The following is a 19,076-nucleotide window of genomic DNA, read 5'->3' on the forward strand; positions in this document are numbered from 1 at the left end:
CCGGTCCTTAGGACTAGGTATAAATCCTGTCGGCGCGTGCCTCGAAGGCTTCGGAAAACTTGCGGAAGGCCCGGTCGAACATCGAGCCCATCATCGCGCCGAGAATGCGGTTCTTGAATTCGTAGTTGATATAGAACTGAACGGCGCAGGCGCTTTCGCCCTCCGGCTGGAAATGCCAGCAATTATCCAGAAACCGGAACGGGCCGTCGATATAGCTGACATCGATGCGGCGCTCTTCGCGGTTAAGCAGCACCTGCGTGGTAAAGGTCTCGCGAATACCCTTGTAGCCGACCGTCATATCGGCGATCAGCAGGGTCTTGCCGTCCTTTTCCCGCGACGAGCGGATCGACAGAGCCTCGCAAAGCGGCAGAAACTCGGGATAACGTTCAACGTCGGCAACGAGGTCGAACATCCGGTCGGCTGAATGGTGGACATGTCGTGTTGTCTTGAACTCTGGCATGGTTTTTCAGCTAATGGTCCCGAGCGGAAAGCGCAAGCAATTCGTTGACGGCGCGGTGCGATTTCAAAAGGCAGACCGGCAGAGCTCCACCCTTCTCCTCCACTATCCGTTCCATTTTTGGCAATGTCTTGCGGTTGAAACTCCAGATGTAGCGCAGGAATTCAATGTTGATGCGCTCGGGGCATCCGGGCGCCATATCGGACCGCACCCGGCCATAGGATATGGGAATGCGCTTGAGAGCGCCCCAAAGACTGACCCGGCGCGGCGGGGAAAGCCAGAGAATGAGGTCGGCACGGGCCATTCGGGGTGGCATTGTTTCGGTGTTGTTGCCGTCGAACACCCAGGCCTCGCCTTGCGCCAGCCTTTCCACGCGCGACCGGATCTCGGCCTTGTCGCGCATCACCCAGCCCGGAAGCCAGAACACGTCGCGGTCCATCGAGATGTGGCGAAGGCCGAAACGCTCCGCGATCTTTCGCGAAAGTGTTGATTTGCCGCTGCCCGAGCACCCCAGCACCATGATCCGCCGTGCTGTCTTCAGTCGCGCGGCAGCCTCCGAAATGTCGATACGGTTCATGAAATGCTCCCCTTTTCCAGAGAACCGGAGCTGGGGTCTTTAGCGGTTGTAGCAGAGCGAATCAACCGCTCTCCAGTGATGGGAGAGAAGGTGCGGCCTAGCCTCTCTGTCATCTGAGTATCGGTGAGAGGAGAACGCTCTCAGATCGCCGAGAACACCTCCCCATTCTCCGCCGTCATGCTCGGGCCTGTCCCGAGCATCTGATCACACGTCAACACGACAGGCGTGTCGGACAAAAGGGGACTAAAATAAAGTATATCAACGAACGCCAGCACCTCTCGCGCGGAAGGTTGATTAGATCCTCGGGTCAAGCCCGAGGATGACGCCCGTCGAAAAGGCTGGGTGTTGATGCTTATTCGGCGGCCTGTGCCAGCTTCTTCGCGCGGTTTGCGCGCAGCTCAGCGAAATCCTCGCCGGCATGGTGTGACGAGCGGGTCAGCGGGCTGGCCGAAACCTTGAGGAAGCCCTTGGTGTAGGCCACCGTTTCATAGGACTTGAACTCTTCCGGCGTGACGAACTTGACCACGCGGTGATGCTTGCGGCTCGGCTGCAGATACTGACCGATGGTCAGGAAGTCGACATCGGCCGTCCTGAGGTCGTCCATCAACTGCAGCACTTCGTTCCGCTCCTCACCGAGACCGACCATGATACCGGATTTGGTGAACATGTTCGGGTCCAGTTCCTTGACCCGCTGAAGCAGGCGGATGGAGTGGAAATAACGCGCACCGGGGCGCACCGTCAGATAATTGGACGGTACGGTTTCCAGATTGTGGTTGAACACATCGGGACGTGCGGCCACAACGCGCTCCAGCGCGCCGGGTTTGCGCAGGAAGTCAGGCGTCAGCACCTCGATCGTGGTCGAGGGCGATGCTGCCCGGATAGCGCGGATGACCTTTTCGAAATGCTCCGCACCGCCATCGGCGAGGTCATCTCGGTCGACAGAGGTGATCACCACATGCTGAAGGCCCATCTGGCTGACGGCCTTGCCGATATTTTCCGGCTCGCTCTGGTCGAGCGCGCCGGGCTTGCCGGTCGAAACATTGCAGAAGGCACAGGCGCGGGTGCAGATTTCGCCCATGATCATGAACGAGGCGTGCTTTTTCTCCCAGCACTCCCCGACATTGGGACAGCCCGCTTCCTCGCAGACCGTCACCAGTCTGTTTTCCTTCACGATCCCGCGGGTTTCCTGATAGCCCTTGGAGGTCGGCGCCTTTACCCGGATCCAGTCCGGCTTGCGCATGATTTCCGTATCGGGCTTGTGAGCCTTTTCCGGATGGCGCACCCGCTTGGGGGCTGTGGTATCAAGAAGCGTAACCATGTTTCACCCTTGTTGGCGGCCGAGCCCGAAGGGGCCCGGCCAACTTTTCCTGCAAACTTCTGTCAGCGCTTTATCAGGCGTCCGACCCAGATCAGGATCACGGCGCCGATAAAACCGGCGATCAGGTAGCCAAGCCAGCCACCAAGGGCAATGCCGAACACGCCCAGAATGGCGTTGGCGACAATGGCCCCGACAATGCCGAGGATGATGTTCATGAGGATGCCCATATCGGACTTCATGAACTTCTCGGCAAGCCACCCGGCAACACCGCCGATGACGATGGCGGCAATCCAGCCTACACCCTGCTCTTCCATAAATGCGTCTCCCTTCCTCTCTCGGTTTTGGAGCAGGCCAATAAAAGCCTGCCCCGCCACCATAGAGGAATCACGCGTTCAGTGCACGCCCGTAAGCGTCGAGCACACTTTCCTTCATCATTTCCGACAAGGTCGGGTGCGGGAAGATGGTGTGCATCAGTTCTTCCTCGGTCGTCTCCAGGTTCATGGCGACGACAAAACCCTCGATCAGTTCGGTCACTTCCGCGCCGACCATATGGGCGCCCAGAAGCTCACCGGTCTTCTTGTCGAACACCGTCTTGACCATGCCCTGATCCTCGCCGAGCGCCACGGCCTTGCCATTGGCAACGAAGCTGTAGCGGCCGACGCGCACGTCATAGCCAGCTTCCTTGGCCTTGGCCTCAGTGAGACCAACCGAGGCGACCTGCGGATTACAATAGGTGCAGCCGGGAACCTTGCGCTTGTCGAGCGGATGGACGTTCTTTTCGCCTGCGAGCTTTTCGACGCAGATGACAGCCTCGTGCTCGGCCTTGTGGGCCAGCATCGGCGGACCGGCGACATCGCCGATGGCATAGACGCCCTCGACATTGGTCTTGCAGTAATCATCGATGACAATGCAGCCGCGATCTGTCTTGATGCCGAGCTTTTCAAGGCCGATATTCTCGATATTGCCCTGAACGCCGACAGCCGAGATCATCCGGTCTGCGGTGATCTTTTCGACCTTGCCGTCCTTGGTCTCGACATGCGCAGTGATGTTGTCGCTGCCCTTCTCGACCTTGGCCACCTTGGCTTCCAGCATGATCTTGATGCCGCGCTTTTCAAGCCGCTTCTGGGCGAATTTGCCGATCTCGGCATCCTCGACCGGCATCACCTGCTTCATCACCTCGACAACGGTCACCTCGACACCGAGCGAACGGTAGAAGGAGGCGAATTCGATGCCGATGGCGCCGGAGCCCATGACCAGCAGCGATTTCGGCAGCTTGGCCGGTTTCAGCGCGTCGAAATAGGTCCAGATCAGCTTGCCGTCCGGCTCGATGCCCGGAAGCGCACGCGGGCGGGCGCCGGTGGCGACAATGATGTGCTTGGCCGTGTAGGTGCCGGAACCGAGCGTGTTCTTCGGCTTCGGCGCCTGCGGCTCGACGATCGTCTTCTTCACGTCGGAGACGGTGACCTCGCCGGGCTTGGAAAGCGTCGCCTCGCCCCAGATCACATCGACCTTGTTCTTCTTCATCAAGAAGCCGACGCCGGCATTCATGCGCTCGGCAATGCCGCGCGAACGCTTGACGATGGCTTCCAGATCGGCCTTGACCGAACCCTCGACTGTCAGGCCGTATTCCTTGGCGTGATTGCTGAAATCGAGGATTTCGGCGGAGCGCAGCAGTGCCTTGGTGGGAATGCAGCCCCAGTTGGAGCAGATGCCGGCCAGATGCTCGCGCTCGACAACGGCGGTCTTCAGACCAAGCTGGGCAGCGCGGATGGCAGCGATATAACCGCCGGGACCGGCGCCGATGACGATAACATCATAGTTCTGGGACACGGGGCACATCTCCTTTGCGAAGGCGCCGGATGGCATAAGCCTGTCCGGCCTCTTTTCGGGGAATGCCGCCGCGTTCAGCGTGTCAGCATTCCATAGATTTCATCTTTCAGAACCATCCGGCGCTTGCGCAGGTCTTCCATATGCGCGTCGTCGGTCGGTTCGACCCTTGTTTCCGCGCGATGAACCGCGCGGTTTATGTCGTGATACTCGTCGAGGAGTTTGCCAAACCGTGCATCCTCGGCTTTCAGAGCATGCATCTTCTCGACAAGATCGGGGAATTCATCAGCCAGTTCGTGCGGTGTATTCGACATTGGATATTTCCTCCTTTGATTGAAGCTTATATCCAACGCTAACCTCTGGCAGATCGTCCTCCTTGATTTCCGTCACCTGCGATCAAAGCCCGAGCATCATTCGGACCATCGGCTCGACACCGCGGCCGATCGCCCGCGTGTTGTCCGCGTCCAGATGAACGCCGTCGATCGGACTTGCCGTTGCAACGGATGCGGCATCATAGAAACCGCAGCCCAAATCGTCGGCGATCTCGCTGTAATAGGTCGAGAGCATCTGCGACTGTTCGACAATACCCTTCAGGAAACCCATGCCGGTATCATTCGCCGTGGGCACCGCATGCGGCGGCGAGACCACGAGAATGTCCGGCGCATCGTCACCGAATGAATAGGGATGCGAACGCACGATCTCGATCAGCCGCTTCAGGCCGCTGCGCGAGGCAAATGCCCCGCCGCCGGTCCACGGCTTGAGGTCGTTGGTGCCCAGCATGATGATGACCAGATCGAGCGGCGTATGGCTGGCAAGCAACGTCGGCAGAATGCGCGCGCCGTTGCGGTCGGCTGCCGCCGTGTGGTCATCATAGGCTGTGGTGCGGCCGCCAAGGGCTTCGGAGAGAACCTCAACGCCCTCCCCCAAAGCCTTTTGCAGCACCATCGGCCAGCGATCCTTATGGGCATGGCGGCCGTTTCCGGCCGGATCATGTCCGAATGTCAGGGAATCACCGTAACAAAGAACTGTTTTCATTGCGTATCATCCCTGCCCAGGACCGCCTCAGACCAGCATCGACATCGGATTTTCGATGTAGCCCTTGAAGGACGACAGCACCTGGGCCGCCAGAGCACCGTCGACGCAGCGGTGATCGGTCGAAAGCGTGACCGACATGACCGTGGCAATGGTGATCTCGTCATTCTTGACGACCGCGCGCTTCTCGCCGGCGCCAACCGCCAGAATGGAAGCGTGCGGCGGGTTGACGACGGCGGCAAAGTCCTTGACGCCCATCATCCCCATATTGGAGACCGCCGTGGTGCCGCCCTGATATTCCTCGGGCTTCAGCTTCTTTTCCTTGGCGCGCTTGCCCATATCCTTCATCTCGTTGGAGATGACGGACAGCGGCTTTTCCTCGGCCTTGCGGATGATCGGCGTGATCAGACCGCCCGGAATGGAAACGGCAACGCCGACATCGACATGCTTGTGAACAACCATGTTGCTGTCGGTCCAGGAAACATTGGCCGTCGGCACATCGCGCAGCGACAGCGCCATGGCCTTGATCACCATATCGTTGACCGAAAGCTTGTAGACCGGCTTGTCATCCCTGACCGGGGCCGACTTGTTGAGCTGGCTGCGAAGCGCCAGAAGCGCATCCAGTTCGCAGTCCACCGTCACATAGAAATGCGGAATGGTCTGCTTGCTCTCCTGCAGGCGCTTGGCAATCGTCTTGCGCATGCCGTCATGCGGCACAAGCTCGTAGGAGCCTTCCTCGAACAGCTTGAGGATTGCATCTTCCGACTGGGCCTGCGGGACCGGCGCTGTGGCCGGAGCACCGGCGGCGGCTTCCGCCTTCGGTGCGGCCTTGCCGACACCTTCGCTGACGGCCTTTTCGATATCGCGCTTGACGATACGGCCATGCGGTCCCGACCCGGAAAGAGCTGCCAGATCAAGCCCCTCTTCCTTTGCCAGACGGCGTGCCAGCGGCGAGGCAAAGATACGCTCGCCGTCAGCCTTCGGCGCAGCCGGCGCCTTGGGCTCGGGAACAGGCGTGTCGGCCGACGGCGTCGGCGCCTTGGCGGTTTCCTCGGCCTTGGGCGCTTCAGCCTTGGACGCTTCACTGGCGGCAGGCGCCGGTGCGGCGTCGCCGCCTTCGGCCGCCTTGGCGGCTTCGGCAGCGTCTTCGCCTTCTTCGGCAAGAACCGCGATCAGCGAATTCACCTTCACGCCCTGAGAGCCTTCCGGGACCACCAGCTTGGCAACCGTTCCCTCATCCACGGCCTCGACTTCCATCGTGGCCTTGTCGGTTTCGATCTCGGCAATCACATCACCGGAGGAAACACTGTCGCCTTCCTTCACCAGCCACTTGGAAAGGTTGCCCTCTTCCATGGTCGGCGAAAGTGCCGGCATCGTAATCTTGATGGGCATCAATCGGCTCCCTTACTTGTAGCAGACGGCTTTGACCGCATCGATGACTTCACCGACATTCGGCAGCGCCAGCTTTTCGAGGTTGGCGGCATACGGCATCGGAACGTCCTTGCCGGCAATCGTCATGATCGGCGCATCGAGATAATCGAAAGCCTGCTGCATGACGCGCGTGGCGATTTCGGTTCCGACGGAGGACTGCGGGAAACCTTCCTCGACGGTGACCAGACGACCGGTCTTCTTCACCGATTCAATGATGGTCGGCAGGTCCATCGGGCGGATGGTGCGCAGGTCGATGACCTCGGCGTCAATGCCGTCTTCCGCCAGCTTTTCCGCTGCCTCGATGGCGTAGGACATGCCCATGCCGAAGGAAACGATGGTGGCATCGCTGCCGGGCTTGTGGATACGGGCCTTGCCGATCGGCAGAACGAAATCGTCAAGTTTCGGCACATCGAACTTGTGACCGTAGAGGATTTCGTTTTCCAGGAAGATAACCGGGTTCGGGTCGCGGATCGCGGCCTTGAGAAGGCCCTTCGCGTCGGCCGCCGTGTAAGGCATGATCACCTTGAGGCCCGGAATGTGGCTGTACCAGGAGGCGTAGCACTGCGAATGCTGTGCTGCAACGCGGGCAGCCGCGCCGTTCGGACCGCGGAAAACGATCGACGATTCCATCTGTCCGCCGGACATGTAATGGGTCTTGGCCGCCGAATTGATGATCTGGTCCATCGCCTGCATGGCGAAGTTGAAGGTCATGAATTCGACAATTGGCTTGAGACCGGCCAGCGCCGCACCGATGCCGACACCGGCAAAGCCGTGTTCGGTAATCGGCGTGTCGACAACGCGGCGAGGACCGAATTCCTGAAGCATGCCCTGGGTCACCTTGTAGGCGCCCTGATATTCGGCCACTTCCTCGCCCATGACGAACACGTCTTCATCGGCGCGCATTTCCTCGGCCATGGCATCACGCAGCGCTTCACGCACCTGCATGGACACCATTTCCGTGCCTTCCGGAATATCCGGATCGGATGCGGGCTCGACAGCTTTCGGCTGGGCCGGAATGGCTTCCGGCGGGGCCTGCGGCTTTTCTTCCTGAGCGACTTCGGGCGCCTTGGTTTCTTCCGGCGGCTTGGTGGCCGAGGCGTCGATATCGTCCACGCTTTCGCCTTCTTCGAGAAGAACGGCGATCGGCGCGTTGACCTTTACGCCCTGCGCACCTTCCTCAACGAGGATCTTGCCGATCGTGCCTTCATCGACGGCTTCGATTTCCATCGTCGCCTTGTCGGTTTCGATTTCGGCCAGAATGTCACCGGCGGCGACGCTGTCGCCTTCCTTTTTGAGCCATTTGGTCAGGTTGCCCTCTTCCATCGTCGGAGAGAGAGCCGGCATGAGAATATTGGTAGGCATCTTTATCCCTCCCCGTCTTAGCGCAGGATATCGGTGTAGAGCTCGGAGACATCGGGCTCCGGATCGGTCTGGGCGAAATCGGCCGCATCGGAGATGACGGCGCGGACATCCTTGTCGATCGCCTTCAGCTCGTCTTCGGTGGCCCACTTCTTCTCGATCATACGCTGCTTCACCTGCTCGATCGGGTCGTGTTCGGAGCGCATCTTCTGCACTTCATCCTTGGTCCGGTATTTCGCCGGGTCGGACATCGAGTGACCGCGATAACGATAGGTCATCATTTCAAGGATGATCGGTCCCTTGCCGGAACGCGCATGCGCTTCGGCTTCTTCGGCCGCAGCCTTTACCGCGCGCACATCCATGCCGTCGACCTGCTTGCCGGGGATGCTGAAGGAGGCACCGCGCTTGGAGAAGTCGGTCTCTGCCGACGAACGGCTGACGGACGTGCCCATCGCATAACGGTTGTTTTCGACAACATAGACGACCGGGAGCTTCCACAGCTGGGCCATGTTGAAGCTTTCGTAGACCTGGCCCTGATTGGCCGCGCCGTCACCGTAATAGACAACCGCAACCTTGCCGTTGTCGCGATACTGGTTGGCGAACGCCAGACCAGTGCCAAGCGGAACCTGTGCACCGACGATGCCATGACCGCCGTAAAAGGCCTTCTCCTTGGAGAACATATGCATCGAGCCGCCCTTGCCCTTGGAATAGCCGGAGCGGCGGCCGGTCAGCTCGGCCATGACGCCGCGGGCTTCCATGCCGGTGGCGAGCATATGACCATGGTCGCGATAGCTGGTGATGATCTGGTCACCGTCCTGCAGCGCCATCTGCGTGCCGACGACAACGGCCTCCTGGCCGATGTACAAGTGACAGAAGCCGCCGATAAAGCCCATGCCATAAAGCTGGCCGGCCTTTTCCTCGAAACGGCGAATCATGAGCATCTCACGATAGGCGTGCATTTCCTGATCGCGGTCGAATTCCGCAATCTTGGCGCTTTCTTCTTTTTTTGACGATTTCCGTGAACCGGATGTTTGAGCCGCCATTCAAGACCTCCTTTTGAAGGAAAGACGTGGAGTTGGCGGTCACAATAAGGCGTTTTGTGCGGCACGGCAATGCTAGATTTACCGCAAAAATGACTTATATATCCATTTGATAAACAACAATAATAATCGAATTAACTTGAATTCGATTTATTTGAGATTTCGGTCGAAAATCACGATTTCATCCGGCTTGAGAAGATTGAGCGCGTAACGCGCCTCCTCATCGAGCGCATCCTTCATCAGCGAGCCGTCGGACAGCATCCGGACGCGATCTTCCATGGCCTGCCGTTCGGCCGTGAGCTTCTCAAGCTTGCGTTCGCTGATCTGCTTGTGCGCTTCGAATCGCTTGGCGGCCATCATCCCGTAATCACCATGGATCGAGTGATAGCCGAAATAGCTCATGAAACACGCCGCAATCGCGGGAACGACAAGGCGGCCGTAAAGCCGTGGTTTATGATGGCGAGTCCACATGGAGCTGTCCGGAATGATACGCAATACACTGAACCGGACCTTAGCGGTGTAACCTTAACCAAGACTAAATCCTCATGCGGTTTCGACACCGAAATCGCCTATCGGATCAAAACAGAAATGCCCGCGGCACCAGGCCGCGGGCATCGCAAATCAGAGCAATCAATTCGCCTTCAGACGATCAGCCCTTGAGGATCGACTTGCCGGCAAAAACGGCCTGTGCACCCAGCTCTTCCTCGATCCGGATCAGCTGGTTGTACTTGGCCAGACGGTCGGAGCGCGACAGCGAACCGGTCTTGATCTGACCGCAATTGGTGGCAACGGCGAGGTCGGCAATCGTGGCGTCTTCGGTCTCGCCCGAGCGATGCGACATGACGTTGGTGTAACCGGCCTTGTGGGCGGTCTCGACAGCGTCGAGCGTTTCCGTCAGCGAGCCGATCTGGTTGACCTTGACGAGCAGCGAGTTGGCCACGCCCATCTTGATGCCGTCCTTCAGGCGCTTGGTGTTGGTCACGAACAGATCGTCGCCAACGAGCTGGCACTTGCCGCCGAGAACCGACGTCAGTTCCTTCCAGCCGTCCCAGTCGTCTTCGGCCAGGCCGTCTTCGATGGAGAAGATCGGATATTTGCCGATCAGGTCTTCAAGGTAGGAGACCATCTCGCTGGAGGAAAGCGTCTTGCCTTCGCCTTCCATGACGTATTTGCCGTCCTTGTAGAATTCGGTCGAAGCGGCATCCATGGCCAGCATGATGTCGTCGCCGGGCTTGTAGCCGGCCTTTTCGATCGACTTCATGACAAAGTCGAGTGCGGAAATCGTGCTGGGCAGAGCCGGCGCAAACCCGCCTTCGTCACCGATGGCCGTGTTGTAACCGCCGGCCGAAAGCTCTTTCTTCAGCGTGTGGAAGATTTCCGAACCCATGCGGACCGCGTCGCGCAGCGTGTCGGCGCCGACGGGCATGATCATGAATTCCTGGAAGTCGATCGGGTTGTCGGCATGCTCGCCGCCATTGATGATGTTCATCATCGGAACCGGCAGTTGATGTGCGAAGGTGCCGCCGACATAGCGGTAAAGCGGAAGGCCGGTTGCCGTTGCGGCAGCCTTGGCGGACGCGAGCGATACGCCGAGAATGGCGTTGGCGCCGAGGCGGCCCTTGTTGTGGGTGCCGTCGAGCTCAATCATGGTCTGGTCGATTTCCATCTGGTTTTCGACATCCATGCCGACAACGGCTTCTAGGATTTCGGTGTTGACCGCGTTCACGGCCTTCTCGACGCCCTTGCCGAGATAGCGTTCACCGCCATCGCGCAGCTCAACCGCCTCATGGGCGCCGGTCGAAGCGCCCGAGGGCACGGCTGCACGGCCGATGGTGCCGTCTTCCAGATACACATCGACCTCGACCGTGGGGTTGCCACGGCTGTCGAGGATTTCACGGGCGAGAATGTCGGTGATTGTCGTCATGTCTGTCTACCTGTCGGACCTTGCTGTTCGAAATTGTAACGGACGCGCCTGAGCGCTGGAATTTTCCTGAATACGCACGGTGTCTTGGGAAACCGGCACATTGCAGCAAAACGGCATAAAGCACTTCACTCGTCGGGACTATGACGAATGAAAAATTTTCGGGGCGGTATCGTTAAAAACGTAACCGAAATCCCCTGTCTGGAACTTATCTTTCCTTCGCGATTGCGTCAAAAGCGAGAAGTTTGTCAAGAAGCCGCGGCATATCATCAAGCCGAACCATGTTCGGGCCATCGGACGGCGCATTGTCGGGGTCCTGATGGGTTTCGATGAAAACACCGGCAACGCCGACGGCAACGGCTGCCCGCGCCAGCGTCTCCACGAATTCACGCTGGCCGCCGGTGGAACCGCCCTGCCCGCCCGGCTGCTGCACCGAATGGGTGGCATCGAAAATCACCGGCGCGCCGGTTTCAGCCATGATCGGCAGCGCGCGCATGTCGGATACCAGCGTGTTGTAGCCAAAGGTAACGCCGCGCTCGCACAGAAGCACATTGTCGTTTCCGCTGTCGACGATCTTGGCGAGAACGTTCTTCATGTCCCAGGGCGCCAGAAACTGCCCCTTCTTGACGTTGATGACGCGGCCGGTCTTCGCGGCGGCGATCAAAAGGTCCGTCTGGCGGCACAAAAACGCCGGGATCTGCAACACATCGACAACCGTCGCCACCTCGGCGCACTGGGCTTCGGTGTGGATATCGGTGAGCACCGGAAACCCGAATTCCTTCTTCAGGTCGGCGAAAACCTCAAGCGATTTTTCAATTCCCATGCCGCGCTCGGCCTTCAGCGAGGTGCGGTTGGCCTTGTCGAAAGAGGACTTGTAGACAAGACCGATCCCGGCCGCCTTGCAGATTTCGACAAGCTTCCCGGCCATCATGAAGGCGTGGTCGCGGCTTTCCATCTGGCAGGGCCCGGCGATCAGCGACAGTTTTGCGCTGTTGGAAAAGGCGACGTTTGCCGCACCCTCGCCCGCCGAAACGGTCCGATTGTTCATGTCATGCTTCCTTGAAAATGAATGTCACGCCCTGCCCGGAGGCCGGCGGCACGCGGATCAAATCGTCCGCGGTTTCGTGAATGATGTCGTTTTGACGCAGAATATCGCCCGTATTGGCAAGGTCCACCGTTTCGAACACGATGCCGCGTCCGACAAGCCCGCGGCCCGTGGCAAGGGGCGCAATGCCGTAGCGGGAGGAAAGAGCCTCATGGGTGAAGATCGAAAAACCGGCGCCGGCGCCTTCGACGGTGACGCCATGCGGATGAATATCGATGTCGTGACAATTGCTGAGCTGCTGCAAAAGCGCTTCGAACTCCATCGGATTATCTTCACCGATCAGCACGGTCGCAATGCCCGTGACACCGTTCTGGTGCGCCAGCAAATCATCCGGCGGGCTGAGTGCGGCAAGCCGTTCGCAGGTGAAAAAGAACATGTCCGGCGCGCGCAAGTCCGCCGCAAAGGCCAGCCGGAAGCCCGCTTCGGCCTCGCTGCCGTCGTCGCGCTGAAATTTACGCGTAAAGCTGAAGAGGTCGCCCGCCGCGATGCCTGCCTCGGCGAAAGACGCATGATCGGCCTCGGCATTTTCGCTTTTGAAGACGACTGCCGACAACCCGTCCTCGCCAACGCGAAACCGGAAGGCGCGATCCCTGGAGACGAATTCCGCGCCCTGGCGCACATGATTCTCGTATACCTGAAGGTCCGCGATCCCCAGCGGCTCGAGATATGTCGCATCGGCGAAATACACACAGGCGTTTTCCGTGCCGAAGGGATGGCGGGCATCGGGGGCAACACTGAAACCGAGCGCACTCAGACGAAGCCGCGCCGTCGCAAGATCAACGACCGGCAGGACAAGATGATCAAGCGGACGCTGGATACGGTGCGAAAGAGACATGACGCTCCTCCTTTATCGGCGTCCTTGATGGCATGAAAGGCGGCAATCTTCAAGCGGCGTCTTGCCGCCGCCTGAAGTCTTTGTCTGGCCGCTTGCGCCTACCAGATGTAGCGCAGTTTTGCCGAGGCGATCAGCGCCGAATACTCCGCACCCCATTCGCCATAGGCGCCAAGAGACAGATCGGCCTGAGGCGTCAACTGTATCCGCGCACCGATATTGGCGGCAACGGCGCTACCGGTCGGCGCATTGCTCGAGATAGAGAAGCCGTAGCCGGGAAGCGAGAGGAAGTGTGCGTTTGCGTCGCCTCCGCCGCCGTAGCGATAGAGATAGGACAGGCGCGAATTGAAGGAAAGCCGGCCGACCCGGTCACCTCCCGCCGTATCGAAACCGACACCGGCCTCGACGGTCCCGCGGAAAAGGCTGGCATCGGAATAGGCAAGCGCCGAACTGCCGACACCGCTGGCGACCTCTTCCTTGTAGCCCGGAGCGCTGGTGTAAACCGCGCTTGCCGCGGCGAAGGGAATGAAGGCTATGCCGTTATTGACGATGCGCCCGCCGGCTTCGATGCGACCGCCGAACGTGGTGGCCGAATAGCTGCCGCGCAGCTGATCGGTGGCATTGCCGAGGCTGACCGTTCTGCGCGTATCAATATCGTCGATGCCGACACCGACCGTGGCGACGCCGTAAAGCCCTTCCTTGGTCTGCCCGGCTGCCGTGATGGCGGCGTGCAGGGAGTGATCGTCGGCCCTGCCGTCCTGTTCGCTCTGATCGTAGCTGATGTCGCCACCGCCAAAGACGAAGCCGATTGATGTGGCGTCATCGATCTGGGCGATATAGCCGCCTTCCACCGTATTGCCCTCGATGTCGGCACCGGAATTGCCGGCGGCCGCGTCGCCGTCAACACTGGCGGTTTCATTGTTATATTCGAGCCAGACGGTGTTGGCCGGCGTGAAGGGCGAATAGGGTGCGAATGGCGCAAAGGGCGCGGCGCGGCCGGCACTTGCCCAGTCCCATTGCGGCTGCCTGCTGCGCGGGGTGCCGAGGTTCCAGTAGGCCAGCGCGGCGGTTTCCTCTGCCGCAGGGAGGCTGTCTTCATCGTCGGGCGTCTCCTCGATCGGACGCCAGCCGGCAAGAAAGCGGCTCGGATTGGATGAACGACGCAGGAAATTCTGCATGCCGAGATTGGCCGTCATCGAGGCGTTGACGCCCAGTTCGCCGCCAAGCGTGGTCATCGCCGCTTCATAGGCACCGCCCGACTGCAACATGCCGGCAGACAGCGTTCCGGTCAGCGCTGCGCCGTCATCGAAAGCCTTGACCAGCTGCGCGTTGACGCGCGCGCCGAGTGCGGAGAAGTTGAAATCGCCGCCAACATAGGCCAGCGACATGTTCAGGCGGTCGGCATCCTGCGTGATGGTGCCACGGAATTGAGTCGGCAGCGTTTCGTCAGTCGTGTCCTCCCAGCTGCCGGTGATCTCACCGGCTTCCAGCAGAGTGTATTGCTTCTTCAGCTCTCCGCCATCGGCGAAATCGAGATCGATCCGGGTATCGTCAAAGGCAACCGTGCCCGTGACTGTTGCCGTTTCCTGAGCGGTCTGGATGACCGAAACATAGGTGGCGTCGCTTTCGAATGTCAGATCGCCGTCAACGGTGATTGCGCCCTCATCGTCGCCGTCAAGGAAAGTGCCGCCGGTGCGCACCGTTGTCGAGCCGATCGTGCCTGCGCCGCCAAAGGCAGCACCCGCCTTCACATCGGCCGTGGAACCGCGCAGCGCCCCGTCAACCAGAAGCGTTCCGTCCTCAGCCTCAAACGTTCCGGTAAAGTCGTCACCGTCGGCCGTCAGCCGCAGCGTGCCGGAACCGCGCTGCGCCACCGACCCGGCACCTGAAAGCGTGCCCTTGAACGCGATCTCATCCGAGCGGTCAAAACCCAGAACGCCATCGCTGTCGATTTCGACATTGCCATTCAGCGTGCCGGTTGTGCCGCCATTGCCGACCTGGATTTCGGCGTCGGCGGCAATATGGGTATCGCCTTCATTGGTATTGTCCGCGGTCAGGATCGTCGTACCGGCCAGCGCATCGATATCAACCGTACCGCTGATTGCCCGGGTGAATTCATAATCCGTCGCCGTGTGATTGAAGACAATCAGCCCCTGGCCATCGCCGAACGACACGTCGTCCACGTCGAGCACACCCGGCGCGCGGGCGCTGTCATCGGGCACGCCGCCAATCACCAGCACACCCAGGGAGCCCGAATTCGCAGCAAAATCGACCGTGTCCGCCGTCAGCATGCCGCCGTCGCCGACCACCAGAAGAGCCGCGCCGTTCTGCCCGACAGTCAGGTCGCCGTTGATATCCCAATTGCTGTCGGCGCCATAGATCTGGACATCGCCGCTGGAGCCAGCGGCAGAGCCGACAACGCTTTGACTACTGGTGACAACGCCACCGTCGGAAAGCAAAAGCGAACCGGTTCCCGCCGCACCGACGGTTATCCCGCCATTCACCGTCCAGGATGAGCCGGCGCCACCGACACCAACAACACCAACGCCTGTACCAGCCGTTCCGATCTCAGCCGTCCGGCTGGTGAGGGTTCCTCCGCCGAGAACTTCAAGCAGCCCTTCGCCACCGGAGCCGATCTCCATGCTCGACGTATTGGTCCAGGTCGCATCATTGTCGATACCAACGATGCCGATGCTTCCCGCATTCCGGCCGATAATACCGCCATTGGAATTCAGCGAACCGCCATTGTCGAGATAGAGCAGACCTTCGCCGCCCGCGCCGACCGTCATCCCGTTGGTGAGAGACATGTTGCTGTCGGCGTCCGTGATCAGGATGCCACCCTCCCCGTCGGCATTGGAGCCGAGAACGGCCTGATCGGCCGTGACGGAACCGCCATCCGAAACGGTCAGGCTGCCATCGCCGTCCTGCCCGACCCTGAGCGCGGCGCTAAGCTGCAATTTCGAGCCCGCGCCATCAACAGTGAGGCTGCCCTCGCCGTTGGCAACATTGCCGATATAGGCGTTGCTACCGGTCATCGTTGCGCCGTCGAGGACGGAAAGCGTGCCCGAGCCACCCGTGCCGCCGCCGTCTACATTACCGCCGATGGAAATATCGTTGTAGACGTTCCAGAGCGAGTCGCTGCCCGATATGGTCGCCTCATTATCGAGCGACGACACGTTTTCACCAATGGTCAGCGAACCGCTGATCACATGTGCGCCACTCTGGGCAATCACGGTCCCGATGCCGCTGCTGCCGATCGTCGTTGCGCCGTAGCCGTTCCATTCGGTGCCGGCGCCGGAAAGCAGGACAACGCCCTCGCCACCGGAATTGCGCCCAAGGATTGCCTGATCCGATACGATCCGCGCACCGCTTGTAAGCTCGAGACGACCGCTGCCGCTGTTTCCGATTGAAAGGCCGTTTTCTCCGGTGCCATAGGTTCGCATCTCGGTGCCGGCGCCGGTGAGCCGCATCAGCCCTGTACTGCCTGCAGCATTGCCGAGAATCAGGGAAGCCGTCTGCCCCGTTGCGCCGTCTGCCATATCAAGCTGTCCGGTGCCGGCATCACCAACGATGATGGAATTATCCATCTGAATCTTGCCGCCGCTGCTCAGTATCAGCAATCCGTTGCCACTTGCCGTTTCACCGATTCTGGTCCGCTCACCATTGATGGTGGCATCTGACGTTACCCGTCCCGACGCTGTATCGCCGATAATGAAGGTGCTGATATATTCTGTTCCACGATCACTCGGCAGTATCGGCGCGTTGGTCAGCGTGTTGATGGTGACATTGTCACCGGTTTTCGGCGTGTTCGTTGTCGGGTTGCCGTTTTCCAGCCAGTTATTGGCCGTATACCAGTCCGTCGATTCGGCTCCGGTCCATTCGAAGTCGGCAGCAAAACCGGGCGCGCCCAAAAGCAGGACCAGTGCGGAAGAGCTCAGAAAAACCGTGCGAACTGCTTTTTGCCGCACTTTTGAAACACTCATTACCCTACCCTGCTCCAGCACAAATTAATCGTCGATCCGGTAAACGGTTCCGCTTGCCGGCAATTCGGAAAAACGGGCCCCATCCGTTACTTTCGCCATTCTGCACCGGGGTGAATTAAGAACTCCTTGAGAACGGACGATTTGCGGTCATGCTTAATATTTATGGTTAGCGATGGGTTAATGTGGCCTGCGCGATGTTTTGCATGAACCCCAAGCTATGCCTTCATTTCCATTGCATCTTCGTCTAAGAAGCGTCACAAACCCCGATGGATCGGAAAACAGGGACCGCTCAAGAATGCTCGAGACAATGCGCAAAGGCGCCCAGACATGGGTCGCAAAAATCCTGATGATCCTGCTGATCATCTCGTTCGGCGTCTGGGGCGCTTCGAGCGCGCTGCTTTCCGGGAACTCGGACGTCGTTGTACAGGTCGGCGACAAGACCGTATCGACGAATGAATATCGCCTCGCCTACCAGCGTCAGCTCGACAGTGTGAGCAACCAGTTCGGCCGCCGGCTGAGCGGCGAGGAAGCCCGGATGCTCGGGGTTGATCAGCAGGTCTATGCCCGGCTCGTGGCCGGTGCGGCCCTCGACCAGCTTGCCGACAACATGAACCTCGGCCTTTCCGAAGACCGGCTTGCCAAGCTGATCGCCGAGGACCCGGCCTTTCAAAACAGTGACGGACGGTTCGACCGCCGGCGCTTCAGCGCGCTTTTGCGCAATGTCGGCATGAACGAGGATGATTATGTCGCAGAGCGCAGCAAGCTTGCGGTGCGCGCGCAGATCGTCGACGGCCTTGCCGATGGCTTTGCCGCTCCGGAAACCCTGGTCGATGCGATCCGCGAATATCGCGGCCAGAGCCGCGTGATCGATTATGTCGTGCTCAACAACGCTTTCATCGACCCGGTCAAATCGCCGGGCGACGAGGTGCTGGAGCCTTGGTTCGAACAGCGCCAGGCCGCCTATCGCGCCCCCGAATACCGCGCGATTTCCTATGTCGCCCTGCGCCCGTCCGATATCGCTGATCCCGCGGCGGTTTCCGACGATGCGGTGCGTGCGGACTACGAAGCCCGTATCAACACCTATACCACCCCGGAACAACGGCAGATCCAACAGCTGACCTTCACCGATCAGGCCGCCGCCGAACAGGCTGCACAAGCCCTTGCCGACGGCACCAAGACCTTCGACCAGCTTGTCACCGAGCTGGGCCGGACCACTGGCGACGTGACGCTCGGCGTCTACGAAAAGGGCCAGTTCCCCGATCAGTCCATCGATGAAGCCGCCTTCGCCATCCCCGAAGAAGGCGGCACCAGCGGCGTTGTCCAGGGCAATTTCGGACCGGTTATCCTGCGGGTCGCCGAAATCACCCCGGAAAGCACGACGCCGTTCGATGACGTCAAGGATCAGATTCGCACCGAACTTGCCGAGCAGCAGGCGGCCGACGATATCCTCAATGTCGAGAACCAGTACGAAGACCAGCGCGCCGGCGGCGCCAGCATGGCCGAAGCTGCTGAAAGCCTCGGCCTGCAGACTGTCACCATTGATGCGGTCGACGCCAACGGCCGCGATACCGACGGCAATCCGATCGAGGACATTCCGCTTGGCACCGAACTTGTCTCGGCCGCCTTCGACAGCGATACGGGCATTGAAAACCTGCCGCTCAATCTCAATGACGGCGGTCTGATCTGGTATGAGGTCGCGTCGATCACGCCTTCGCGCGACCGCACGTTTGACGAGGTCCGAAGCCAGGTTGAGGCCGACTGGGCGGCAGAACAGCAGCGCGATGCGCTGGCTGCCAAAGCCGACGAGCTGAAACAGCGGATTGAAAACGGCGAAAGCCTTCAGCAGGTTGCCGATGATCTTGCCATCGATGTCGAGCGCAGCCCTTCGATCACAAGGACATCGCAGGTTGCCGAGCTGGGACCGGAAGTCATCGCAGCAGCCTTCAGTGGCCCGCTTGGCACGGTAGCGACCGCACCGCGCGACAGCGGCACACAGCAGGTGGTTCTCACGGTGGCCACCGTCGTCAACCCGACCGACACGCTCGAGACCAGCGGTGACAATCAGGTCATCACGGCCATTGCGTCGTCTGCCGGAGACGATATCCTCGACGAAATGATCAACAAGCTGCAGAGCGAATACGGCGTCTCGATCAACCAGACGCTCGCCCAGCAGGCCATCAACCTGCAGTAAGCG

At 60.0% G+C, this 19,076-nt stretch carries 16 protein-coding genes; 1 reads left to right on the forward strand and 15 read right to left on the reverse strand.

All coding sequences use genetic code 11. The annotated features are described in order from the left end of the window. Window positions 1-13: 13 nt before the first annotated feature. The 15 genes from ABID12_RS09780 to ABID12_RS09850 form a co-directional block, all read right to left on the reverse strand. On the reverse strand, window positions 14-460 hold the full coding sequence (locus ABID12_RS09780) for a type II toxin-antitoxin system RatA family toxin (RefSeq protein WP_354434057.1): 447 nt from the start codon (window positions 458-460) through the stop codon (window positions 14-16). A 10-nt stretch (window positions 461-470) separates the two neighbouring features. Beyond that, the gene (locus ABID12_RS09785; protein WP_354434058.1) at window positions 471-1,034 is read right to left on the reverse strand and encodes a P-loop NTPase family protein; all 564 of its coding nucleotides are present in this window, start codon (window positions 1,032-1,034) and stop codon (window positions 471-473) included. Between the two features lie 352 nt (window positions 1,035-1,386). Next, window positions 1,387-2,352, reverse strand: coding sequence for a lipoyl synthase (gene lipA, locus ABID12_RS09790; RefSeq protein ID WP_354434059.1), 966 nt, complete (start codon window positions 2,350-2,352; stop codon window positions 1,387-1,389). Between the two features lie 62 nt (window positions 2,353-2,414). Beyond that, a complete protein-coding gene (locus tag ABID12_RS09795; protein WP_106305396.1) occupies window positions 2,415-2,666 on the reverse strand; it encodes a GlsB/YeaQ/YmgE family stress response membrane protein in 252 nt (83 codons plus the stop codon). A gap of 70 nt (window positions 2,667-2,736) precedes the next feature. Then, a complete protein-coding gene (gene lpdA / locus ABID12_RS09800) occupies window positions 2,737-4,182 on the reverse strand; it encodes a dihydrolipoyl dehydrogenase (protein ID WP_354434060.1) in 1,446 nt (481 codons plus the stop codon). Window positions 4,183-4,256: 74 nt separating this feature from the next. Then, window positions 4,257-4,493, reverse strand: coding sequence for an HP1242/YdcH family protein (locus ABID12_RS09805; RefSeq protein ID WP_319520055.1), 237 nt, complete (start codon window positions 4,491-4,493; stop codon window positions 4,257-4,259). Window positions 4,494-4,575: 82 nt separating this feature from the next. Continuing rightward, window positions 4,576-5,214, reverse strand: a complete 639-nt coding sequence (locus tag ABID12_RS09810; RefSeq protein ID WP_354434061.1) for an SGNH/GDSL hydrolase family protein — start codon at window positions 5,212-5,214, stop codon at window positions 4,576-4,578. Window positions 5,215-5,241: 27 nt separating this feature from the next. Further along, complete coding sequence (locus tag ABID12_RS09815; RefSeq protein WP_354434062.1) at window positions 5,242-6,603, reverse strand: pyruvate dehydrogenase complex dihydrolipoamide acetyltransferase; 1,362 nt, start codon at window positions 6,601-6,603, stop codon at window positions 5,242-5,244. Window positions 6,604-6,615: 12 nt separating this feature from the next. Beyond that, on the reverse strand, window positions 6,616-8,004 hold the full coding sequence (locus ABID12_RS09820) for a pyruvate dehydrogenase complex E1 component subunit beta (protein WP_354434063.1): 1,389 nt from the start codon (window positions 8,002-8,004) through the stop codon (window positions 6,616-6,618). A gap of 17 nt (window positions 8,005-8,021) precedes the next feature. Continuing rightward, window positions 8,022-9,044, reverse strand: coding sequence for a pyruvate dehydrogenase (acetyl-transferring) E1 component subunit alpha (gene pdhA, locus ABID12_RS09825; protein WP_106305412.1), 1,023 nt, complete (start codon window positions 9,042-9,044; stop codon window positions 8,022-8,024). 147 nt (window positions 9,045-9,191) lie between these two features. Further along, a complete protein-coding gene (locus ABID12_RS09830; protein ID WP_354434064.1) occupies window positions 9,192-9,512 on the reverse strand; it encodes an FtsB family cell division protein in 321 nt (106 codons plus the stop codon). Window positions 9,513-9,690: 178 nt separating this feature from the next. Further along, window positions 9,691-10,965 carry a phosphopyruvate hydratase gene (eno, locus tag ABID12_RS09835; protein WP_319520058.1) on the reverse strand — a complete coding sequence of 425 codons (1,275 nt, stop codon included), beginning with the start codon at window positions 10,963-10,965 and terminating at the stop codon, window positions 9,691-9,693. A gap of 205 nt (window positions 10,966-11,170) precedes the next feature. After that, window positions 11,171-12,010: a 3-deoxy-8-phosphooctulonate synthase gene (gene kdsA, locus ABID12_RS09840; RefSeq protein WP_319520059.1), complete on the reverse strand. Its 840-nt coding sequence runs from the start codon at window positions 12,008-12,010 to the stop codon at window positions 11,171-11,173. A 1-nt stretch (window position 12,011) separates the two neighbouring features. Next, window positions 12,012-12,902, reverse strand: coding sequence for a VOC family protein (locus ABID12_RS09845; RefSeq protein ID WP_354434065.1), 891 nt, complete (start codon window positions 12,900-12,902; stop codon window positions 12,012-12,014). A 98-nt stretch (window positions 12,903-13,000) separates the two neighbouring features. Next, window positions 13,001-16,882 (reverse strand): autotransporter domain-containing protein, encoded by a 3,882-nt coding sequence (locus ABID12_RS09850; RefSeq protein WP_354434066.1) that lies wholly within the window; start codon window positions 16,880-16,882, stop codon window positions 13,001-13,003. 295 nt (window positions 16,883-17,177) lie between these two features. Between ABID12_RS09850 and ABID12_RS09855 the strand changes: the two genes are divergently transcribed. Further along, the gene (locus ABID12_RS09855) at window positions 17,178-19,073 is read left to right on the forward strand and encodes a peptidylprolyl isomerase (RefSeq protein WP_354434067.1); all 1,896 of its coding nucleotides are present in this window, start codon (window positions 17,178-17,180) and stop codon (window positions 19,071-19,073) included. The last annotated feature ends 3 nt before the right edge of the window (window positions 19,074-19,076 follow it).

Source organism: Martelella mangrovi (assembly GCF_040545495.1).
Taxonomy (GTDB): domain Bacteria; phylum Pseudomonadota; class Alphaproteobacteria; order Rhizobiales; family Rhizobiaceae; genus Martelella; species Martelella mangrovi.

Bases quoted from the DNA above. Each gene is read 5' to 3' on its own strand.
- kdsA (WP_319520059.1), bottom strand. From the start codon at position 12,010: ATGAACAATCGGACCGTTTCGGCGGGCGAGGGTGCGGCAAACGTCGCC.
- ABID12_RS09815 (WP_354434062.1), bottom strand. From the start codon at position 6,603: ATGCCCATCAAGATTACGATGCCGGCACTTTCGCCGACCATGGAAGAG.
- ABID12_RS09785 (WP_354434058.1), bottom strand. From the start codon at position 1,034: ATGAACCGTATCGACATTTCGGAGGCTGCCGCGCGACTGAAGACAGCA.
- ABID12_RS09780 (WP_354434057.1), bottom strand. From the start codon at position 460: ATGCCAGAGTTCAAGACAACACGACATGTCCACCATTCAGCCGACCGG.
- ABID12_RS09795 (WP_106305396.1), bottom strand. From the start codon at position 2,666: ATGGAAGAGCAGGGTGTAGGCTGGATTGCCGCCATCGTCATCGGCGGT.
- eno (WP_319520058.1), bottom strand. From the start codon at position 10,965: ATGACGACAATCACCGACATTCTCGCCCGTGAAATCCTCGACAGCCGT.
- ABID12_RS09855 (WP_354434067.1), top strand. From the start codon at position 17,178: ATGCTCGAGACAATGCGCAAAGGCGCCCAGACATGGGTCGCAAAAATC.
- ABID12_RS09810 (WP_354434061.1), bottom strand. From the start codon at position 5,214: ATGAAAACAGTTCTTTGTTACGGTGATTCCCTGACATTCGGACATGAT.
- ABID12_RS09805 (WP_319520055.1), bottom strand. From the start codon at position 4,493: ATGTCGAATACACCGCACGAACTGGCTGATGAATTCCCCGATCTTGTC.
- pdhA (WP_106305412.1), bottom strand. From the start codon at position 9,044: ATGGCGGCTCAAACATCCGGTTCACGGAAATCGTCAAAAAAAGAAGAA.
- lipA (WP_354434059.1), bottom strand. From the start codon at position 2,352: ATGGTTACGCTTCTTGATACCACAGCCCCCAAGCGGGTGCGCCATCCG.
- ABID12_RS09850 (WP_354434066.1), bottom strand. From the start codon at position 16,882: ATGAGTGTTTCAAAAGTGCGGCAAAAAGCAGTTCGCACGGTTTTTCTG.
- ABID12_RS09820 (WP_354434063.1), bottom strand. From the start codon at position 8,004: ATGCCTACCAATATTCTCATGCCGGCTCTCTCTCCGACGATGGAAGAG.
- ABID12_RS09830 (WP_354434064.1), bottom strand. From the start codon at position 9,512: ATGTGGACTCGCCATCATAAACCACGGCTTTACGGCCGCCTTGTCGTT.
- ABID12_RS09845 (WP_354434065.1), bottom strand. From the start codon at position 12,902: ATGTCTCTTTCGCACCGTATCCAGCGTCCGCTTGATCATCTTGTCCTG.